Raw genomic sequence first — 21600 nt, 5'->3', positions numbered from 1 at the left:
GGTAACAATATTATGGAAAAACGGTTAGTTGTGCTTTCAGGAGCAGGGATGAGTGCAGAAAGTGGAATAAAAACCTTCAGAGATGCGGACGGACTATGGGAGGGACACGACATTATGGAAGTTGCTTCTCCCCTGGGTTGGGCAAACAACAAAGAACGCGTATTAAAGTTTTACAACGATAGACGCCGGCAGTTGTTGACTTGTGCACCCAATCCGGCACATGAGGCTATTGCAGACTTAGAGCACTATTTTAAGACAACGGTAATCACCCAAAACGTAGATGACTTACACGAACGTGCCGGCAGTCAAGAGGTGATTCACTTACACGGAGAATTGCTCAAAGTGCGCAGTGAGGTCAATGAACACCTAGTATATCCTTGGACAACCGATCTCACGGCTTCCGATTATAACGAACATGGACATGCATTGCGCCCGCATATTGTGTGGTTTGGGGAGATGGTTCCTGAGTTGGAACGCGCCATCCCCTATGTAGAACAAGCAGATGTTATTTTAATCATTGGGACTTCCCTACAAGTATATCCCGCAGCTTCTCTGCTGGATTTCGCTAAACCCGAGGCTGTGGTTTATTATATTGACCTTCACCCCGCCTCCACCAAGCACTTCAAGCACAAAATCGAAGTAATTGCCGAAAAGGCCTCTGTGGGTATGAATATAATTCGAGAATCACTCCTAGAGTTGAGTCAATAGACAAAAAAAATAGGATGGCCATTTTTAACCATCCTATTTTTTTATATCAATTAGTTTAAGACTTTTGCGCCTTTTAGAAAAATCCATGACACACAGATTTTATCTCCTTCATCCGTTTTAAAAACTTTAAACTGTGGAGCGAACACTGTAGCTACAATAGCACTTACTATAGGGAGCCAGATGCCCGACAAATCGGTAAAATACATCAAGCCTACACGCGCTAAGATAAACAAGATCGCAAAACTCACAAATTGCAACAGTAATGTTTTAGTTCCTGCACTCATCGTTTTTTAATTTTGATTCATATATTTTCCTTTTTTACTTCCTTCGTAAAGATCGTATTTCGCCAAACGCGCTTCTAATTTACCATTAAATAATTTAATCTTTCTCGAAGGGCGTAAACCTACGTATTTCAACGCCTCAATATTAGCGGTAATAAACCAGGCTTCTGTTCCTGGGTAGCCTTGCTTTAGGGTATCTCCTATTTCGCGGTAAAAACGCTCTAAATTAATATCCAATCGCTCGCCATACGGTGGGTTAAAAACCATATGTAGAGGTCCTTCAACTTCTTTAGAGGTATCAAAAAAGTTGAGATTTTCCACTTTAATATACTCCTCTAAGTTAGCATTGCGCACGTTATCCATGGCTTTCATCACAGCAGAAGGCGCTTTGTCATAGCCTTGAATGGTATAGTGGAATTCGCGAACGCGTTTTAACAGAGAACCTTGAATCACCTCAAATAAATCAGCATCCCAATCATTCCAACGCTCAAAAGCAAATTCTTTTCTATTGATATTGGAAGGAATATTACAAGCAATCATCGCAGCCTCGATCAAGAGTGTTCCTGAACCACACATCGGATCCATGAAGTGACTTCTGCCATCCCATCCCGAAAGCAAAAGCATACCTGCAGCTAGCACTTCGTTAATTGGCGCAATATTCGTCGCTGTTTTATATCCTCTTTGATGCAAAGAAGCGCCTGAAGAATCCAAAGAAACCGTACACAAATCGCGTTGAATATGCACGTTAATACGCAAATCTGGAAAGTCTTTATCTACATTTGGACGTTTTCCGAATTGCTCTCTAAACTGATCAACAATAGCATCCTTTGCTTTTAATGAAACGAATAAGCTGTTGTTGAACTGATCAGAAAACACAGTCGAATCAATAGCAAAGGATTGATGCGCACCTAAGTATTTACTCCAATCAATACTTTGGATTCCCTTATACAGATTGTTTTCATTGTATACAGCAAATTGTTTAATTGGAACTAAAATTTTTAATGCGGTACGCAAAGCTAAATTCGCCTTATATAAAAATCCTTTATCTCCTTCAAAACTCACCATACGAGTTCCTTCCTTCACTTTCGTCGCTCCTAAAAGCTGTAGTTCTTTTGCCAAAACCTCTTCTAAACCGAACAAAGTCTTAGCAACCATTTTAAAATTTTCCATTTTTTTATATCGCTATAAGGAATAATTGCATTCGTTATCCAAATGTGCAAAAATAAAGTAAATTTGCAAGCTAATAAAAAGATTTAAATTAAAACTATGTCTGAACAAAAGAAAGCTTGGTACGCATCGTGGTTTGACACCCCTTATTATCACATTTTATATAAGGATAGAGATTATGATGAAGCACAACTTTTTATAGATAATCTCACCCATTATTTAAACTTCGATGAGGATGCTACGATTTTAGATTTAGCTTGTGGTAAAGGGCGTCATGCGATTTACCTCAACAGCTTAGGCTATAATGTAGTTGGTGCAGATTTGTCGCCAAACAGCATTGAGGTAGCCAAAACCTTTGAAAATGAAAAATTACACTTTGTGGTGCACGATATGCGTGAACCCTTAGAAAAAAAATACGACGCCATTTTCAACTTATTCACTAGTTTTGGTTATTTTAGTGATCCCGAAGATAATATCAAAGCACTAAAAGCCATCCACAATAGCTTGACTGACTATGGACTCGCTGTGATTGACTTTATGAATGTCAATAAAGTAATTGCAAATTTAGTTCCTACAGAAGTTAAAACCGTTGAAGGGATTGAATTTCACATCGAACGAAAAGTAGAAAACGGCTATATTTACAAAGATATTCGCTTTCATGCAGATGGAGAAGACCATGCTTATACCGAAAAAGTAAAGGCATTCACCCTGCAAGATTTTGAGGCGATGATGAGTGAAAACGACATTTATCTGCTCGATGTCTTTGGCGATTACAAATTAAGAAAATTCTATCCAAACGACTCTGATCGATTAATCATGATCTTTAAATAAGCCGATGGCGTATACTGTACCTTTACTAGCCGTAATTATTGGATATTTAATTGCGCTACTTATTCAACCGAAAAACAAAAAACACATTAAACTCTTGATGGCGTTTAGTGGTTCTTTTTTGCTTACGATCACAGTAACACACCTATTGCCAGATGTTTATCAGGCAGCCATAGGAGATCTTGTTGCGGCAGCTGGTGATCACCTTCACGATCACGGCCACAGCCATGATCACAGTGGAGCAGGTCGAATCGGTTTTTTCATTATGGCGGGAATCGTATTCCAAATTATTTTAGAATATTTCTCAAAAGGAGCCGAACACGGACATGTGCACGGGCACGAAAAATTAGAGCGCATCCCTTGGTTGTTGTTTATCAGCTTGTGTATTCACGCCTTTTTTGAAGGAATGCCCATCAGTCAACACAATGAACTGGCCTTGGGAATTGGTATTCACCACCTCCCCATTGCCATTATTCTAACGGCCTTTTTTATCAATGCCCAAATGAATAAAAAGATGGTGTTTGCCTTTATGATGCTCTTTTCTATAATGACGCCTTTAGGCACCTTGGTCTCAAGTAGTATTCCGGTATTGAGTACGTATTATGCAGAGATATCGGCTGTGGTAGTGGGAATTCTTTTCCACATCTCCTCTACCATTATCTTTGAAAGCAATGAAGACCACAAGTTCAATATAAATAAATTAATAGCGATATTACTCGGTGTAATTGCCGCTTATTTCATATAAAAAGTCGGAAGGATTCTTCCGACTTTTTTGTCTGGACTTGATTTATTTTAGCAATTTAAAAAAACCTCCAGACAACCATATAAATCATTTGGTTTGTTTTTAGTATTTTTGATGCTGTTTACTATTTGTTAGACTTATTCTTTTATGAAAAAAATAATAATGATCACTTCTTTTTTGTGTGTAGCTGCCTTTGTATTTTCGGCTTGCGAAAAGGATGATATATGCGGTAAAACTGAACCGACAACCCCCCAGTATAAAATAGAATTCTTTGATTATGAAGATCAAGAAATTAAAAAAACAGGATTGGTTGAAGCGTATGCTGTAGGCATTCAAGACACCATAAAAAGTACGGGGAATACCTTGTTACTTCCGTTGCGCTTAGATCAACAACAAACGGATTGGGTCTTACAAATCAAAGAAACAAAGGGAAAAGAAACCCTAATTCACCGAGACACCCTAACCCTAAAGTACAGGATAAACACACAGTACTTAAATAAGGCTTGTGGCTATGTATCTACTTTTTCTTTGCTACAAGATGGTAGTTCACCTCAACTCAATGGAGCTGCCAATACAACCAAAGGCAATTGGATCAAATTATATATAACAGAAACAAACGAAATAGAAAATGCAGAGCAAACTCATTTTAACCTATATTACTAGTAGTATACTTTTGTTGTTTTCTGTTGTAAGTATTGCGCAAGAAAAAGGCAAAGACACCAAAAAGAAAACAGAAACCCAGCATATGGCAGCTGTTGCTCCACCGAAATATCCACAGCGCTATGGTTTGCGTTTAGGTGCGGATTTATTTAGAATTACGCGTTCATTCTACGATAAAACGTATAATGGCTTTGAAGTGGTAGGTGATTATCGATTGACTAAAAAGTTATTTGCGGTAGCCGAATTAGGTCACGATAAGCTGGAAAAAACAGAAAGCACCTATGGTTTTACGACCAATGGTACCTATTTGCGCATTGGAGTTGATTACAACTTACACGAAAACTGGCTGGATCGCGAAGATATGATTTACGTCGGTGCACGCTACGGTTTTGCCACTTTTTCACAAAACTTAGATTGGTATAAACCCTATAGCAGCAGTGATTATTTTTCGAATCCTCCTATAGCGGTAGACAAAAAATACAGCGGATTATCCGCGCATTGGGTTGAATTTGTTGCAGGTGTAAAAACTCGCGTTTTCAACAATGTTTTTATGGGATTTAGTCTTCGTTTAACGGGTTTGGTTGCTCAAAAACAACCGGATGATTTCGAAAATCTATATATTCCAGGCTACAATAGAAAGTACAGTGGCGCTATTGGTGTTGGTTTTAACTATACGGTAAGCTACTTTATTCCGTTGTACAAATCAAACAAAAAAGCCTTTACAATTCCGGAAAAAGATGCTCAATACGATTTAGAAGGAAATAAAATCGAAGCGGAAGAGTTGAAAATGATCCAAGAGAATAAGCAGAAAGCTGCCGAAGATCAAGGACAACAACCGTAACATACACAAAAACCTCCTAGTCAAGAACTAGGAGGTTTTTTTATACTACCTGAAAGATAGAATACAAAAACAAGGCGAATGAGGTTCGCCTTGTTTATTATGACCCTTTTGTATTGTAATTCTTTACTAATTGCTTTAAGAAGGCCCATTGTTTCAATGTGGTCTTCGCTTCTAAAGCTGGATATCCCAGTACAGTTTTCCCTGCCTCAACGTCTCCTGTCACACCTGAACCAGCACCTACTACTACACCATCGCCAAGGGTTACGTGATCTTTAATAGAAGCACTTCCCCCTATTACAACGAAATTTCCTAACGTTACTGAACCTGCTAATCCACTGTTGCCTGCCATGATACAGCATTTACCTAAAACAGAATTATGTCCAATTTGAACCAAATTGTCTATTTTACATCCATCTCCAATGCTAGTTGCGCTGAATTTCCCACGGTCAACACAAGAGTTTGCGCCAATTTCAACGTAGTTTCCAATTTCTACATGACCTATTTGTGGAATTTTCACTAATCCTTTTTCCGAAGGGCAGAAACCAAATCCATCCGCACCAATCACCGCATTGGGATGAATAATACAGTGATGTCCGATTTTCGTGCGCTCGCGAATCACAGCCCCTGACCATACGATTGTATCATCGCCGATCACACTGTTATCCATGACTGTAACATTAGGGTATAAAATTACATTCTTACCTAAAACTACGCGATCTCCTACGTAACATCCAGCCCCTATTTGTGTGCCTTCCCCTATTTGAGCCGTCACTTCAATCGTTGCTTTGGGATGAATTCCCTCTTTTACCTCTGGTAATTTAGGTGCAAAAAACGACAGTAACTGAGACATCGCTATATCGACATTGTCTACCTTAATAAACGCTCTATCTTCACCTGGTACTATCGATATATCTCGATTCACAATCGCAATGCTCGCTTTGGAATTTGCCCATAAGCGTTCATACTTCTTATTACCTATAAAAGATATTTGACCATCTTCGGCTTTCTCCAACTGCTCAGCTGCGTGTATCTTCTTTACAGTTGTGCCTATTACAACACCATTTAGGACTTCGTTTATTTCATTAAGGGAGTACGTTCTCATACTGAATTTGGGTTTCTTGGTTTATATCAAAGAAAACGAATAAAAATTAATTATATTGCAAGAATACCTTTTTATTTTTCGAAAAAATAAAGCATAACAATTAATTAACCTAATAATATTCAAAAACACATTTTTATTTTTATTAGTTCACAATGCCTTTACCTAAATCACATACAAATAATCTATCATTTTAACAGAATATAATAGATTATTACTTCATTACATACTAAAATACATAACTGAGAAATAAACACTCAAAAGGCGATCTTTTGTTGCTTTTTTAGTATCAAGATTCCTCAATTACATTAAATACTAAAAAATAAAGGACCTATTTTTTCTTTTTTTTACTTCAACATGGCTCTTTAAACCTACTTATGACTATTGCTTCACGGTATTCTCTTTCAATATATTATGCAGTCTTGATCCTTTTATGTATATTTTACTACCACAAAAAATTAGAAATTACATGAAAGAATTATTTAGAATAATCGGCGAGCACATTGCTGAAGAAAATTTCAGTGCTCTACACGATTTAAAGGTAGAAGAGCCGACCCACTTCAATTGGGTAACGGAAATATTCGAGGGAATCCACGTCAAAGAAACGCCAGATAAAACGGCATTACTTTGGACAGATGGTGAAAAAACAGCGCATTATACGTTCAAAACGCTCTACCATCGATACAACCAACTCTTGAATTTTTTGCGTAAAAAGGGCATTGAACAACAAGATGTCATCATGACGCAAATGATGTTAGAGCGCATTAATTGGGTCACCCACTTAGCGACAATCAAAGGAGGCTATCGCCTTTCTCCTGCCGCTAGTATTTTAGGCATCAATGACTTAAAATATCGATTTGAAAAGATTGCACCCAAAGTAATCTTAGCTAATGCCGATAACGCAGCCAAGATTGATGCAGCTGAAAAAGCAGCGAACCACAGCATTTCTATCAAAATCATCATTGATGGAGCGCGCGAGGGATGGTATCCTTTATCTGTTTTAGATGAGCAAGAAACCGAAGCGGAAGCTGCTAATACTAAACCCGATGACAACCTCTTTTTATTTTTCACTTCTGGCACAACGGGTATGCCTAAAATAGTGTGTCACACTCAATTGAGCTATCCTATTGGCAATCTGACAACTGCTGCTTGGATCGGCTTAAAAAAAGACGATATTCACTACAATATTTCTCAACCTGGATGGGCTAAATTTGCTTGGAGTAGCTTATTTGCTCCGTGGAGTGTGGGTGCAGCTATATTTGCCTATCACACCAAAGCGCGCTTCCATGCGCCGACAACTTTAGCGCTCATGGAAAAACACAATATTACAACGCTCTGCGCACCTCCTACAGTTTTACGCTTTTTTATTCAAGAAGATTTAACTCAGTACAACTTTAGCTTGCGCCAATGTGTAGCCGCAGGAGAACCGCTAAATCCCGAAATTATCGAAGAGTGGTTTGCTGCTACTGGCTTGTATATTCGCGATGGCTTCGGACAAACTGAAAGCACGTGTATGGTGGCTAACTATCCCAATGCTAAACTCAAATACGGCTCTATGGGAAAACCAACTTTTTTATACGATATAGTTATCGCAGACGATGAGGGATATGAACTAGCGAATAATGAAGAAGGCAATATTTGCGTGAGAACCAATACGGGAAAAATCAATGGAATCTTCAAAGAATACATGTTCGACAAAGAACGCCAAAACCAAGTTTTTAAAAATGACGTTTACTTTACGGGCGACAAAGCTTATAAAGATGAGGAAGGCTATATTTGGTTCATTGGACGTGATGACGATGTGATTAAAGCCTCTGATTACCGCATTGGTCCTTTTGAAGTAGAGAGTGTTTTACTGGAGCACCCCGCTGTAATTGAATCGGCTGTCGTGGCTAGTCCTCATCCTGTGAAGGGATTTGAAGTCAAAGCATTTGTTGTAATCCAAGATTTTCAACAGGCCAACGCTACCTTAGCCCAGGCGCTTTTTCAGTTTTCTCGCCAACACTTAGCCCCCTATAAAATGCCGCGAAAAATCGAATTTGTAACAGAACTACCTAAGACTATTAGTGGTAAAATAAAACGCGTAGAACTTCGCGCCTTACAAGCAGAACGCCTTGCAAAAAAAGAAGAAGTTCCGATGGAATTTGTTTATTAATGGAGGGGCAAGTGGCGATTAAAAAACGCCTCTACCCCTATTTAAACTTGATATAAACTAGAAAGGTCAAAAATATATTTTTCAATTTTATTGTACCTTTCTACATATAAAAAACACTGTTATGCTATCCGAACGCTATGCTACTTTTGCACGTGAATTGGCGGCCTATATCAATCCGCTGCAAATCATGACCAATCCGATACAAACGATTGCCTATGGTACGGATGCGAGTTTCTATCGCCTTACGCCACAGCTTGTTGTAGAAGTTCACAATGAAGCGGAGGCGATACGCACCATTACTTTGGCACATCAACAGCAACTTCCCCTTACCTTTCGCGCAGGAGGAACTAGCTTATCAGGACAAGCAATTACCGATTCTATCTTAGTAGTTGCTACCCACCATTGGAAGAACTACAGCATTAGTGCTGATGGCTTACAAGCTACATTTCAGCCTGGTATTATCGGTGGGAGGGCAAATATACTACTAGCGCCTTATGGCCGTAAAATAGGACCTGATCCAGGCTCCATTAATGCCGCCATGATTGGTGGTATTGCTGCGAATAATGCCAGTGGTATGTGCTGCGGAACAGCACAAAATTCATACAATACCCTTGCCGATATTCGACTGGTTTTTTACGATGGGGTCGTCTTAGATACAGCAGACCCACAAAGTAGAGAAGAATTTGCGGAAAAACATCCAGAAATTCTGAAAGAACTCACCACTATACACAGCGAAATACAAGAAAACAAAACGTTGTACGAGCGCATTCAACGCAAGTATAAAATCAAAAATACCACGGGATACAGCTTAAATGCCTTCCTCGATTATCGCGATCCGTTTGATATCATCAAACACTTGATGATTGGTTCAGAAGGCACACTTGCCTTTATCTCGACAATTACCTACAACACTGTTGTAAACTACCCGAATAAATCGTGTACATTAATGGCATTTGACAGTATTGGAACGGCTTGTCAAGCAGTCCCTTACCTTAAAAAAAGCCCTGTTGCAGCTGTGGAACTCCTCGATCGAAATAGCATTCGATCGATTGAACAAGAACCACAAGCGCCTGCTTACTTCAAAACGTTACCTGATTCAGCTTGTTTATTACTCGTTGAAGTTCAAGCGACAACACAAGAAGAATTGGCACACAAACAACAACAAGTACAAGCAGCCGTTTCGCCTATTCCGACTTTGGGTGATTTCAGCTTTACTTCAGATCCCAAAGCTTACGCATTTAATTGGAAAGCACGCAATGGCTTACTTCCAACAACAGGAGCGCTAAGGGAAACTGGAACAACATGCATTATTGAAGATGTTGCATTTCCATTGGATCGCCTAGCAGAAGCTAGTCTAGCTTTACAACAGCTATTTGCCAAGTACCACTACGACGATGCCGTACTATTTGGTCATGCCTTAGAAGGTAATTTGCACTTAGTCTTTTCACAGGACTTCAGCCAAGCGGCTTCCATTCAGCGCTATGCTGATTTAATGGATGAATTAGTGGAATTAGTCGTTCATCAGTTTGATGGTTCGCTAAAAGCCGAACACGGAACGGGACGCAATATGGCTCCTTTTGTTGAACGCGAATGGGGCGAACAAGCCTATACCTTGATGTTGCGCATCAAACAAATCTTTGATCCCCATTACATTATTAACCCTGGCGTAATCATCAATAGCAATCCACACATCCACTTAGAAAACCTAAAAGCAACACCTGCTACCCATCCCATCGTAGATAAGTGTATTGAATGCGGGTTTTGTGAATCACATTGCGTATCGGAAGGATTGACCTTATCCCCTCGTCAACGCATTGTAATAGGACGCGAAATCAAACGTTTGGAACAAACGAATGAGAATCCCTTGCTTCTAGCTCAATTGAAAAAAGAAGCCCAATATTACTTGGATGACACTTGTGCTACCGATGGCTTATGCGCTATTTCATGTCCGGTAAAAATTGATACAGGTGTTTATGTAAAAGCCATTCGCGAAGAGAAATTAACAGCTAAAAATCACCAAGATGCGCTGTACTTTGTAGAACATTTAGACCGTGTGACTCAAATGGGCCGCTATAGTCTAAAATTTGTGCGTCTATTTCAAAATATGCTCGGTAATCGTTCGATGTTGCGCATAGCCACAAAAATGCGAAAAATAAGCAACAATCGCCTTCCACAGTGGAACACTGCCATGCCAACGGGTACGGCAACAGCTCTTAAACAACCAACACCTACTACAACAGCTAAACCAAAAGTGGTTTACTTCCCTTCTTGTATTAACCGAACTATGGGAAAATCAAAAGACTACGACAAAAGTGAATTGGACCTCAAAGATCTAATTGTCGTATTGCTTGAGCGCGCAGGTTATGAGGTTATTTATCCTGCAGATGTACAAAACTTATGCTGTGGCATGCCGTTTAGCAGTAAAGGTTTTCAAGAAGAAGGACTACAGAAGTCCACCGCCCTTGAAACAGCCTTACTCACCGCTTCTGAACAAGGAAAATACCCTATTCTATTTGATATGAGTCCTTGTTTTTACACCTTCCAAAGTCATCATACCACATCAGATTTTACGTGCTATGACCCGATTGAATTTGTATTGGATGTGGTTTTCCCTCTGCTACCCATTACCAAACCTAGGGAAGAAGCAACCATTTTCCCGGTTTGTTCTGTTAAAAAATTAGGTTTAGAAGGAAAATTACTAGATATTGCGAAGCGTTGTGCAAAAAAGGTATATGCAATTGATAGTAATTGTTGTGGTTTTGCCGGAGATCGCGGTTTTACTTTTCCTGAATTAAATCAGCATGGAACGAGAAACCTCCAACAGCAACTCTCTTCCAATTCGCTCAATTGCTCCGATGGTTTTTCAACGAGTCGCACTTGTGAAATAGGGCTGACTGCTAGTAGCAATCACTCATTTAAATCAATTTTTTATTTAATAGAAGAGGTTACTAGATAACGATAAGTTTTACTTAACTCAATAAAAATGTTTACAAAAAAGGCATCTAAGTTCCCTTAGATGCCTTTTTAAATTATAAGCTTATTTCTTTTACAATTCTATATTGTATAGCTTCATTTTATTGTAGAGTGTTTTTCGATCGATTCCAAGCAATTGGGCTGCTTTTGTCTTGTTGAATTTCACTTTTTCCAACGCTGTACGGATCGCTTGTTCTTCGTTTTTAGACGAAAACAATTTCAAATCGCGTTCTTCTTCATTTGAGCTGTCTACAGTGGCGATTTTCGGAGCAAACATTTCGTCTGGCAAAACTTCCTTTTCGATGTAATCTCCTTTAGTTAAAAGTACAGAACGCTTGATAATATTTTTCATTTCACGCAAATTTCCTGGCCAATCATAGGTTAAGAAAATGCGTTCAACCTCACTTGAAAATCCTTTAACTTTTTTCTCTAACTCTTGGTTTGAGTATTTTAAAAAATGTTTGGCGAAAGAGAGAACGTCACTACCGCGATCGGTCAATCTTGGTGCAACAATACCAAATTCATTTAATCGGTGATATAAATCCTCACGGAATTCTCCTTCTCGAACTGCTTTAGGCAAATCCTCATTGGTAGCAGCGATCACGCGGATATCCACGTCAATTTCATTGCTACTGCCCACGGGTTTTACTTTTCTTTCTTGTAGCGCACGCAACAATTGTATTTGCACTTCATAAGATAAATTCCCTACCTCATCTAAAAAGATTGTTCCGCCATTTGCCGCTTCAAAATGTCCAATTTTATCTGTAACAGCACCAGTAAATGACCCTTTTATATGGCCAAAGAACTCACTAGAAGCTAAATCCTTGGGAATAGCACCACAATCAACGGCGATATAGGGTTTATTTCTTCGTTTACTCAACAAGTGAATGGAATGGGCTATATTTTCTTTTCCCGTACCACTATCTCCGATAATTAATACAGACATATTTGTAGGGGCCACCAATTCGATATATTCTTGGAGCTGAAGCGAAACTTTGCTTTCTCCTTTTACATATTCTTCTGTATTTTCTTCCCTTTGTTCTATACCTACAGCTGTAGGTCCTGTTTCTTTGCGCCCTTTGTCTTCTGCTTTACTTTTCTTATCCAAAGCTTGTTTTATTGTTAAAACAATTTCATCTGGATTGATTGGCTTAGCCACATAGTCAAAAGCACCTAATTTCATCGCGTTTACAGCCGTTTTAATTTCGGTATACCCCGTCATCAAAATCACTTGAGAAGTAAAACATTTGGCTTTGATATATTTCAACAATTCAATTCCGTCGCTATCAGGAAGTCTAACATCCGTTAATACAATATCATAACATGTATCATCAATTGCTTTTTTGGCATCTTGGGAATTGAAAGCGTTCATAACAACAAAACCTTTTTTAGTCAAAAAGGCTTTCAACATCTCGCAAAATGGAACATCATCGTCTATAACAAGAACTTTATGACTCATATTTTATCCGTCTTTTTTTAAAGGGCTAAAGACAAATTTAATATAATTATTTTGTAGAAACTAACAAGTCGTAAAACTTTAACCTACTATAAAGGAATAAGAAGGAAAACTAAGGATTAGGGATTGTTTCTTACAACCTACTTTAGTTGCCCTCAAGCATCGACCGCCTAAAAAAGTAAAAGGGAGCCTGAGCTCCCTATTTACCTGAAGATTTCTCTTCTTCACCTTACTAACGATCTAACCTATTACCTCATTAGGTAATAAAATTTTTTTAAAACAAACACTTAATTTTCTTTTTCTAGCAATTATAGTTGACGAATCAACTCATTTGTTTTTTTGTATAACACCTTACGCTATAGTATATAGAAAAAAGCGTGCCAAAAACTTTTTTTTAGTCAATATTCAAACAAAACATTACCTATCAACGATTTAGGTTGTTTTTTTCTTTTTTGCTCCACCTTGGGGAAATGGTTTTCCACAACACAAATTGGGTACATATTCCCCAAATACTAGAATGGATACCCAATTGCCAAGTTAAACATCAAGTTGTCTTTTCTCCATTTGCCGCTACCAAAATTAATATCTTTCACTACCCAGCGTTCGCCAGGTTCGTTATAAGGGACGCGCAATGGAAAGGCAAAATCAAAACGCACAACCAAAAACGTAATATCAAATCGGAGTCCTGCTCCGGCACCTAAGGCAATTTCTTTGTAAAAATCGCCAGAAATTTTTCCTCCTGGTCGATCGGATACCTCATTTAAGTTCCAGATATTTCCGCCATCTAGGAATAAAGCCCCATGAATAATACTCACTAATTTTTTGCGGTACTCGAAATTAAATTCAAACAACAAGTCACCGGATTGATCGGGAATAAACTTAGCGTCAAATGAATTGGGATTAAAGCTACCCGGTCCTAATGTTCTTGCCCTAAACGCACGGATGCTGTTGGATCCTCCAACAAAAAATTGCTTGGTATACGGAAGGTTTTTTGAATTGCCATACGCATATCCTATCCCTGCGTGAATGCGGCTGACAAATTGGGCGGTTTTACTCAACTTTAAATAATGTCTAAAATCGTGTTCTGTTTTGAAGTACTGACTAAAGGGCACACCTAAAATTGATTTTTCTTTGTCTTTATCGACATCAGCCCCCATGATTAATCCCGTAATATTTCCGGAAAAATCAAGTCCCCCGCGGTAGTAAAACGTATTCTTTTTAAACTGATTCATCGTATTTGTATACGTATAGGTATAGGTAGGACCAAAAATCAATTGCTTGTCTAATACGCGTTCCAATGAAGGATTTCCTGCTGCTGTTTCTCGGTACAAATCGGTAATATTTTGGGGTGTTACATAATTAACTTCCAATACATTAAACTGATGCTCCTTTCTGACGTTTTCTTTCCACAGGTATCCCCAAGATCCTTTAAATGAGGTCAGTGAATACAGCTTGCTTCGCTCTAGGTATTCTCCACCTAGCGTTGCTCGTGTTCGTGGAATATAACCACTTGAAGAATGGAAATTCCAAGGGGCGATTAGGCGTGGCCATGTTAAACTCGCTTCCATCCCCGTTTTGTATACATTGTATCCTTTATTTTTGGACGACATTTGAAAATCAGCTCCTCCATATGCCGATACAGAAAATAGCTCGGCTCCCTTGAAGAAGTTTTTGTGACTCCAATTGACTTTTAATTCAGCTCCGTTATAACTAGCTGAATTTGTTTTCCCCAACATTTCTAATCGAATAGACTTTGGATTATCTGGGGTTAGAAAATAGTATACATCCAATTTATTTGAAACTGAATCCACTAATTCAAACTGGTTTTTTACATATTTAAAAACACCTAAGTTCACGAGTCTGTTGAGCGATAAGTTGTGGTCATTTCGATTGTATAGTTCACCTTCTTCCAAGTAAACTGTGCGATCGTAAATACTCGGTTTAAATTTATTTTTGGGATCGATAATTTCGAAACCATTATATGATTTAGCGTTTTGTATATCGCGTTTGATGTCTGTTTCTGCTAGGGAATAATCGGGAAAAATATACACTTTATTGATTGTATAGGCTTTTGTAGCCAATACGGGCGTATCGTCTTTAACTTTGACAAATAGATTGACTTTGTGGTTTCCTACCGTACTATCCACCTGAACCAAGAGGTTATCGGGGCTAAAATAAAAATAGCCTTTGTTTTTCACGTAATTATCAAAGCGAACGCGTTCTTCTTTGATCTGATCGAGATTATAGGGGCGGTCTTTTTTCAGCCGAGTCCAACGGTTTCCAGCTTCGTAAATGGTTTGTTGTAAAGGCGTAGAATCATTTAAAAAGGTTACGTCATTTATGGTAAACTGCACTCCTGGAAGCACGCTATATTTCGCTCCTTTTTTCTTTTCTCCTACTTGAAGGGTATCATAGGCCACTTGAACATTAAAATACCCATCATTTTCCATTCGGTTAACCAAAATGGCTTGGTTGTGTTCCATATCTACCTGACTAAAAAGTACAGGCGGTTGCCCCATAGAGTTGCGCAACCAACGTCTAACTTTATTTGTTTTAGTTGGATCGCCCCCTAAATTGTAAAAAAACAATTTGGGTCTAAACCCCAAAAAAGAAGCATTGGGTTCTGGACGCAAAAGGGACTGAAGGGATTCTTCCAACTCTTTTTTCTTTGCTTTATCTACTTCTTCTCCATCAATATCAACAACTCCTTTGGTATACAGAGCTTCACCATCTTCGATATACTTGGTCGAACTACAAGAACTTATAAAGAAACCAGCAATTCCCGTTAAAGTAAATAGTAGTACGTTAGTCTTCTTTTTTAGCTTCATTCCTCAGTTGTTTTTTCAATTGTCTTTTGTCTTTCGAGCGTTCAAATAGCTCTTTAAAATGCTCATAACTCATGGTAATAATAAATCCTACGCCCGTTTCCACAACTTGACCTTGTAAGGCAACTTCGTATTGATTTTTGCGGTAAACGCGCAATAAATAGCGTCCGTCTTTTGACAGAGCATATTCCAATTCTATATCACCTGCAATATTTGTGGCTTGTTCATTTTGCCTTTGATTACCTTCTACCTCAAAGCTACTGCCCACGGTTACTTTTAGGCGATCGGAGAACAAGCGTTTGGAAACGGCAATATTCAAGTCAGTTCGATTTTCTCTGCTTCCAGAGGAGAAATCTTCCGTTGACTCGAGGTTAAAGTTTAGTTCTACTCCCTGAATCAAGTTCGTAGCCAGGTTGTTCAACTGGTCAGACAAGAGTCGGTTTACACTTTGACGAGCCATTGTTCCCGCGCTTAACCCACCCATACTACTTTCAAATGGGTTATCACCAATGAAGTGATTCAGTAAAAGTAAGGCAAATACCTGTTTGTTTAATTCAGACTCGTTGGCTTTAATTTGCTCTAACTTGGATTTAGTTAGGGAAATTACATCTCCTGAAGCACTTGTTATTCCGTCTTTCAAACGAATATCAAACGATATTTCCGGTTTGAGCAACTCGCCTTTCATCATCAACAAGGCCTGGAATGGCAATTGTTGTTTATACTTATTTTGTTCAGTCGGCGTCATTGCTGATAGCTGATTTTGAAGCAAGTCAATTGGGGCTGTTTTGGTTTCATAGATAGCCGTTAAATTGAGGATTGCATCAGTTGGATCCCCAGCGAATGTAATCGAACTTCCTTTTTCAACTAAGAATTTGCGTTTAATAAAATTAAAAGACAAGTCATAGGATCCCTCAGAAAACTCATAACGTCCGGTTAGGGTCACTTTTCCGGAAGGATCAATACCTCCCACAATATCACCTTCTCCTTTTATTACAACTTTATCGCCACTGCTCTTATCCATAATCATCGTGAATGTAGCTTCTTTATCCACAACAATAGATACCGATACATCCATGCCTTTTAAGGCAGATTGATCAAAATCAGCTTGGTATTTAAGCAATTCTGCTTGTCTCAAACTCGCTTCATCAATAAATTCTACAATTCCCTCTCGATCGGCAATTGAAGGATCCTCTTGAGGCATGACCAAGGTAAAATCTGTTTTCTCTCCTATTGTTACTTGACCTGATACCTTTGGCGTATTGAGATCTCCTCTTATTTTGAGATCAGAATCAAAAATCAACGTACCATAATACATATCATTATCCTTAGATGTAGAACTAACTGCTTTAAAATCGACCGCTTTTACATCGAGATTGAATTTAAAATCTGTATACGTTTGCGTTAAGATTTGTCCGTCAATGACTAGTAAATTCCCCTCTGAATCGGTGATACTAAAGGTATTTAGTTCAATTCCTTTTGGGGTAAAGGCAATTTTTTCATTGATATCTTTAAAATCAGCATTGATAGGATTGACGTGAAAACCAATTTGATTAAAGTCGATCGCCCCTAAAATAGCAGGTTGTTCATACTTACCGCCTAGGGTTATTTCTCCTGAAAGGTAGCCTTGAGCATTACTGAGGTTCCCCATGCTGAAATGTTCTACTGCTTTCAATTGGAATTTATCTACTGCTAGTTTTAAATCTAATGTTTGTTGATCTACATCAGTAGTTCCAAACAAGCGAATTTTATTTTCTTGTCCTTCTAAAACGATATTCGCCCCATACTTGCTATGTGATTCATTAGCCACTCCTATATGCAGATTTCCCAAGCCTATTTCGTAGACTGTTAGATCGGCAATGTCAATATTGGAAACAAAGCGAAAATCCGTGGTTAAATCTTTTAAGTGAATCTCTCCATTAATAGTACCAGCCGCTAATAGTTTTTCTTTTTGAATCATTTTAGTCAGGGTTTCAATGCTAAAATTTTCAAATTTTACAGCCAGTGGGCTATTGATCTTTTCTTCTTCCGAAGCCAAGCGAATCAGACTGCTTTTATAACTCATTTCAAAATCTGTGGCAAAGAAGCCTTTATCGCTGAGCACAATACTATTATTCGGGTGAACAGTCCACGGTTTGTAATCTAAGATAAAACCACCTTCTTTTAGTTTAACGCGTTGTTGTTGCGTCCCAGCTAAAATCTCTGCTCCCACTAAATAGCTCGTTTGTTCTTGGCGATCGAGTAATTTAAAATTGAGGTCAATTTTATTGTCTTTAGCAAATCCATCCAACACCATACGTCGAATTTGAAAGGAAGCATTCGAAATACTTTGAATCGCTAATTCATATGACAAAGCCGATGCGCTATTTGGTTTAACATCCAGCGTGATCGAATCAATAGTCATATCGCCATATTGAATAGAAGGAATTTCCCCTTTTAAGGTGAGGTAATCGTCTTTTTGTCTGTAGGTTCCACCAAATACAATGGGTTGAATTTCCTTTAAATCTGGCGCTATTTTTTGAAAAATAGGGTCATTTTTGATGCGCAACTGATACGTAAAATGGTTCTGTTTTTCGGTTGTTTCGAGTTCATTTGCATTCGAATCTACTTTCTTAGCTTCATCATTAGCACGTAAGTTGTAATACTTTTGAATGGTTTGGGTCATCGCATCACCTAATTTTGTCAGGAGATAATCCCCCTCCATGTCAAAGTCTAAAATTTGTGATTGCAGACTCATCTTGCGGTAAGCAGGCGTTGCTTCTGCATTGAATGTAATGGGTTGCAGCACAAAAGATCGACTTAATGCGTTGAAACTCAAATCGCGTATTGAGGCTGTTCCGACAAGACTATCTGGCAATATATTCGGCATATCCACTTCTACCTTTCCACTTAGGACAGAAGCTTCATCATTTAGGCGCAATTGATGTAAGTCGATTTGCTTTAAATCCGCTAACAATGATAGACTAAGTGCTTTATCTGTCCAAGTTCCTGTGGCATTCAGATTAAAATTCAAATTGGGATCGTCATTTTGACTGTGTACTTCATAGTGTCCATCTGCCAAATGTGCTTGCAGCAGCATGTCTTTATACTCATAGCCGTTATAGGCCGCTTTTACAAGTTTAATCGAGGCATTGGCTTTTGCATGTGCAGGTTCCAATCCCATTCCATCTACTTTGGCCTGTAAGCTTATGCTTCCAATGGAATCATTTTTAATAATTCGCCCGACATTCAATCGGTCAATTGTCAGATTACCCCAGTATTTTTCTTTGTTTTTTATGCGTTGATTAAATCCTCCATCAAAAAGAATAGATCCTGAACTTGTTTTTAATTCAAACGTACTAACGAGGTCGCGTTGAGTTCCTTTGGCTATACCTGTAAAGCGAATTAATGCAGGAATTTCAATGTCTTTAGGAATTACACTAGCGGGTGCTAGGGTGTAAATATCTTTGGCTGTAGTTTGAAAATCTTTGATATTGACGTCGAGATAGGCTTGCTCAACATCAGGTAAATTTCGAACCTTGCCCTCTGCGTTGATAAAGGTCGACCCCAACAAATTGACATACATTTTCTCGAGAGAGAGATCGCTCATCAATCCTTTTGCGATGAGGTCAATCTCAATTTTCTCTTGGCTTAGTTTTGTCAATCCATGAGCTTTAAAAACATCAGGCATCAAGAGATAGGCGTCTTTCAATCCCAAGTGAGAGTTAGAAATTACCACATCTACAGAGAGTTGTCCTAGTTGTGTTGTCAATTGTTCCAAACTTTTGTAATTGAATACAGCTGTTGATTGGAATTGGGTATTTGGGGTTTCAATACTCAGGTTTTTCACAAAGGACGCCTGCTGACCATATTGAAAATACGCCTTGCTATTCGATAGGGTAAATCCACTTTGTTCTTTAAAGGCAAGCTGTTGTAGATTTCCATTTAAACCCGCATCTGTGTATTGGAAGTCTTTCAAACTAAACTGCAAGTCTTCAATAGCCACGTGATTGACATCTAATCCTTCTTGGCGTTTTTTGTGATTATTATCGTCGTATTTCGCATTAAAGTCGTTGATATCAAAATTGCGCACAGCAAGATTCCACCCCAAGGTCTCATTTTCGGGTGTAGCCAAACTATCCGGGCTCACAGCAGCGGGTGGAGTTGTTGCTTGTGGACGGGATAAGAAGGCAACCTCAGCTTTAGTTTTATTCAACAACACCTCCTCAATATCGAGTTGTTGCTTGGCGAGATCTAATTTATTCAAGGACAATTTGAATTCGCCCAAGTCTAAAATAGCTTGTATATAATCTTCGGCACTTTGATAGTCAATATACGTTTGAGTCAGTTCTATTACACCAACATTCAAATCAATGGGTTGTTCATTCCCTTCGGGTGATGCTGCGGTATCTTCTTCTATTACCTCTGGGTGTTCACCAGCTGGCGATGCCTTGTGATACACCAAAGTGATACCATCAGACGCGATCTTTGGAAGCGCAAAGCGCATCTGCTCTAGATCAAAATCCTTAAAACGAGTAACAAATTGATTGAGTTTAAAATCGAGGTGATGACCATCGTAGGCGTCATCAAAAGTAAGAGCAATGGAATTTAAGTTGATCTGCCCTACTGAAACAGTCATAGAGGAAGGTGTTTCCTCTTTTTCTTCTTCCGAGGCAAAAGCATCAATAATATAATCAAAATTAAAACGCTGTAAACTATCGCGTTTCACCGTTGCTCTTAGTCCATTTAAATCAACTGAACTAACATTAATTTTATTTTGTAGCAATCCGAATAATCCTATGTCGACACCTAAGTGGTTTACATAGGCTAAGGTATCTTTTTCTTGGGATTCAAGATAGAGTCCTTTTAAGACGATTTTCTTAGGAAACGAAATGGCAATTTTATCCAATTTTACAGGAGTCCCTATCTTCTGTTCAACGAAGGTAATAGCCTTGTCTTTGATGGCATTTTGAATCGAGGGTAGCTGCACCAATACAATTAAAAGTATTAGTAAAACAAGGATTGAAAATACAATCCAACCCACTATTTTACTTATTCTAATAAGGAGTTTCTTCAAGGTCTTTTATTTTTAATCAAAAATAGCAAAAACATACCGTATTTAGAGGTGTAAATAACTAATTTTTCACAAATATTCTTGTTTTGACCCACAATAACAGAGAAAAAAATAAAAGTTTAGCTAGCGTACTCACTACTATTACAGCATACTTATTTTTTGCTTCTTTAGCAATTAACGGAAACAGTACATTCAAAAAAGTAACTTTTTTTTTTGAACTGACCGTGATCTGCATATTCTCTATTTCTCGTTGACAAAGAAGCATGCCACCTCCTATAAAAATTAAAAAAAAGTTAAAAATAACAGTAGGTATCAATTGTTTTTTTAGTAGAAAAACAACTAGGATTCCCAGTACTGGTCAAGGATTAAAAGAATAATATTTTTCAAAAAATATCCATTCCTTTTTAAATAAAAAGAAACTAACTTTAAATTTTAACGAAATTAAGTTAAAAATAAAATTATTTTTAGTAATTTTACAGTAACAAAACAACACTTACAATTTTAATTCTATCAAAGCCCCTTACAAAATTGATTGTCGTTCTTAAAAAGTAGCCGAAATGAAGAAATTATTTTTCAATCAAGAAGGAATTGAGCAGAAACAACAAAACATGACTCAACTTCCCGCTCAACAATTGCAAGAGGAGCTCTTAATTATGCTGTATGATACAAAAAATTGGGTTATTAGTAACTTCATTTTATCAAAGCATCAATTAGAAAAATTAGAAAATGCACCAGAGGCATTTCTGAGAAATTTTAAACTTACAACGATGAATATCGTTTGTAATTAAGCTAATTGCAAATTATTAATTGATACT

General features: G+C 38.1%; 14 protein-coding genes. 8 read left to right on the top strand and 6 right to left on the bottom strand.

Annotated elements, in window-relative coordinates:
- The first annotated feature begins 12 nt into the window (after positions 1-12).
- Positions 13-708: an SIR2 family NAD-dependent protein deacylase gene (locus HX062_RS03465; RefSeq protein WP_286466417.1), complete on the top strand. Its 696-nt coding sequence runs from the start codon at positions 13-15 to the stop codon at positions 706-708.
- 50 nt (positions 709-758) lie between these two features.
- On the opposite strand, the gene HX062_RS03460 is transcribed toward HX062_RS03465, so the two are convergent.
- The gene (locus HX062_RS03460) at positions 759-992 is read right to left on the bottom strand and encodes a hypothetical protein (protein WP_182626171.1); all 234 of its coding nucleotides are present in this window, start codon (positions 990-992) and stop codon (positions 759-761) included.
- Between the two features lie 6 nt (positions 993-998).
- Positions 999-2159, bottom strand: coding sequence for a THUMP domain-containing class I SAM-dependent RNA methyltransferase (locus HX062_RS03455; RefSeq protein WP_255492362.1), 1161 nt, complete (start codon positions 2157-2159; stop codon positions 999-1001).
- Between the two features lie 96 nt (positions 2160-2255).
- Between HX062_RS03455 and HX062_RS03450 the strand changes: the two genes are divergently transcribed.
- The 4 genes from HX062_RS03450 to HX062_RS03435 all read left to right on the top strand — a co-directional run bounded on the left by HX062_RS03450 (position 2256) and on the right by HX062_RS03435 (position 5227).
- Entirely contained in the window at positions 2256-2987 is a 732-nt protein-coding gene (locus tag HX062_RS03450) for a class I SAM-dependent DNA methyltransferase (RefSeq protein WP_286466416.1), read from the top strand.
- 4 nt (positions 2988-2991) lie between these two features.
- Complete coding sequence (locus HX062_RS03445) at positions 2992-3729, top strand: ZIP family metal transporter (protein ID WP_182626173.1); 738 nt, start codon at positions 2992-2994, stop codon at positions 3727-3729.
- 144 nt (positions 3730-3873) lie between these two features.
- Complete coding sequence (locus tag HX062_RS03440) at positions 3874-4389, top strand: DUF6452 family protein (protein ID WP_182626174.1); 516 nt, start codon at positions 3874-3876, stop codon at positions 4387-4389.
- The gene (locus tag HX062_RS03435) at positions 4355-5227 is read left to right on the top strand and encodes a DUF6048 family protein (RefSeq protein WP_182626175.1); all 873 of its coding nucleotides are present in this window, start codon (positions 4355-4357) and stop codon (positions 5225-5227) included. Before HX062_RS03440 ends, HX062_RS03435 begins: the two co-directional genes overlap by 35 nt.
- Positions 5228-5324: 97 nt before the next feature.
- Here the strand turns inward: HX062_RS03435 and lpxD are convergent, their stop codons facing one another.
- Complete coding sequence (gene lpxD, locus HX062_RS03430; RefSeq protein WP_182626176.1) at positions 5325-6329, bottom strand: UDP-3-O-(3-hydroxymyristoyl)glucosamine N-acyltransferase; 1005 nt, start codon at positions 6327-6329, stop codon at positions 5325-5327.
- A 466-nt stretch (positions 6330-6795) separates the two neighbouring features.
- Between lpxD and HX062_RS03425 the strand changes: the two genes are divergently transcribed.
- On the top strand, positions 6796-8481 hold the full coding sequence (locus tag HX062_RS03425) for an acetate--CoA ligase (RefSeq protein WP_182626177.1): 1686 nt from the start codon (positions 6796-6798) through the stop codon (positions 8479-8481).
- 121 nt (positions 8482-8602) lie between these two features.
- Positions 8603-11437, top strand: a complete 2835-nt coding sequence (locus HX062_RS03420; protein ID WP_286466414.1) for an FAD-binding and (Fe-S)-binding domain-containing protein — start codon at positions 8603-8605, stop codon at positions 11435-11437.
- A 90-nt stretch (positions 11438-11527) separates the two neighbouring features.
- Here HX062_RS03420 and HX062_RS03415 read toward each other — a convergent pair whose 3' ends face one another.
- From HX062_RS03415 to HX062_RS03405, 3 genes are all read right to left on the bottom strand, one after another.
- On the bottom strand, positions 11528-12913 hold the full coding sequence (locus tag HX062_RS03415; RefSeq protein WP_286466413.1) for a sigma-54-dependent transcriptional regulator: 1386 nt from the start codon (positions 12911-12913) through the stop codon (positions 11528-11530).
- Between the two features lie 509 nt (positions 12914-13422).
- Positions 13423-15738, bottom strand: coding sequence for a translocation and assembly module lipoprotein TamL (tamL, locus tag HX062_RS03410; protein WP_286466412.1), 2316 nt, complete (start codon positions 15736-15738; stop codon positions 13423-13425).
- A complete protein-coding gene (locus tag HX062_RS03405; protein WP_286466411.1) occupies positions 15716-20788 on the bottom strand; it encodes a translocation/assembly module TamB domain-containing protein in 5073 nt (1690 codons plus the stop codon). The genes tamL and HX062_RS03405 overlap by 23 nt, the downstream gene beginning before the upstream one ends.
- A gap of 554 nt (positions 20789-21342) precedes the next feature.
- On the opposite strand from HX062_RS03405, the gene HX062_RS03400 reads away from it, so the two are divergent.
- On the top strand, positions 21343-21573 hold the full coding sequence (locus tag HX062_RS03400) for a hypothetical protein (protein WP_182626182.1): 231 nt from the start codon (positions 21343-21345) through the stop codon (positions 21571-21573).
- The last annotated feature ends 27 nt before the right edge of the window (positions 21574-21600 follow it).

This window comes from Myroides sp. DF42-4-2, from assembly GCF_030326445.1.
In the GTDB taxonomy this organism is placed as follows: domain Bacteria; phylum Bacteroidota; class Bacteroidia; order Flavobacteriales; family Flavobacteriaceae; genus Flavobacterium.
This window is presented reverse-complemented; position numbering and strand designations above follow the sequence as displayed.

Bases quoted from the DNA above. Each gene is read 5' to 3' on its own strand.
- HX062_RS03415 (WP_286466413.1), bottom strand. From the start codon at position 12,913: ATGAGTCATAAAGTTCTTGTTATAGACGATGATGTTCCATTTTGCGAG.
- tamL (WP_286466412.1), bottom strand. From the start codon at position 15,738: ATGAAGCTAAAAAAGAAGACTAACGTACTACTATTTACTTTAACGGGA.
- HX062_RS03435 (WP_182626175.1), top strand. From the start codon at position 4,355: ATGCAGAGCAAACTCATTTTAACCTATATTACTAGTAGTATACTTTTG.
- HX062_RS03420 (WP_286466414.1), top strand. From the start codon at position 8,603: ATGCTATCCGAACGCTATGCTACTTTTGCACGTGAATTGGCGGCCTAT.
- HX062_RS03455 (WP_255492362.1), bottom strand. From the start codon at position 2,159: ATGGAAAATTTTAAAATGGTTGCTAAGACTTTGTTCGGTTTAGAAGAG.
- HX062_RS03400 (WP_182626182.1), top strand. From the start codon at position 21,343: ATGAAGAAATTATTTTTCAATCAAGAAGGAATTGAGCAGAAACAACAA.
- HX062_RS03425 (WP_182626177.1), top strand. From the start codon at position 6,796: ATGAAAGAATTATTTAGAATAATCGGCGAGCACATTGCTGAAGAAAAT.
- HX062_RS03465 (WP_286466417.1), top strand. From the start codon at position 13: ATGGAAAAACGGTTAGTTGTGCTTTCAGGAGCAGGGATGAGTGCAGAA.
- HX062_RS03460 (WP_182626171.1), bottom strand. From the start codon at position 992: ATGAGTGCAGGAACTAAAACATTACTGTTGCAATTTGTGAGTTTTGCG.
- lpxD (WP_182626176.1), bottom strand. From the start codon at position 6,329: ATGAGAACGTACTCCCTTAATGAAATAAACGAAGTCCTAAATGGTGTT.
- HX062_RS03445 (WP_182626173.1), top strand. From the start codon at position 2,992: ATGGCGTATACTGTACCTTTACTAGCCGTAATTATTGGATATTTAATT.
- HX062_RS03450 (WP_286466416.1), top strand. From the start codon at position 2,256: ATGTCTGAACAAAAGAAAGCTTGGTACGCATCGTGGTTTGACACCCCT.
- HX062_RS03440 (WP_182626174.1), top strand. From the start codon at position 3,874: ATGAAAAAAATAATAATGATCACTTCTTTTTTGTGTGTAGCTGCCTTT.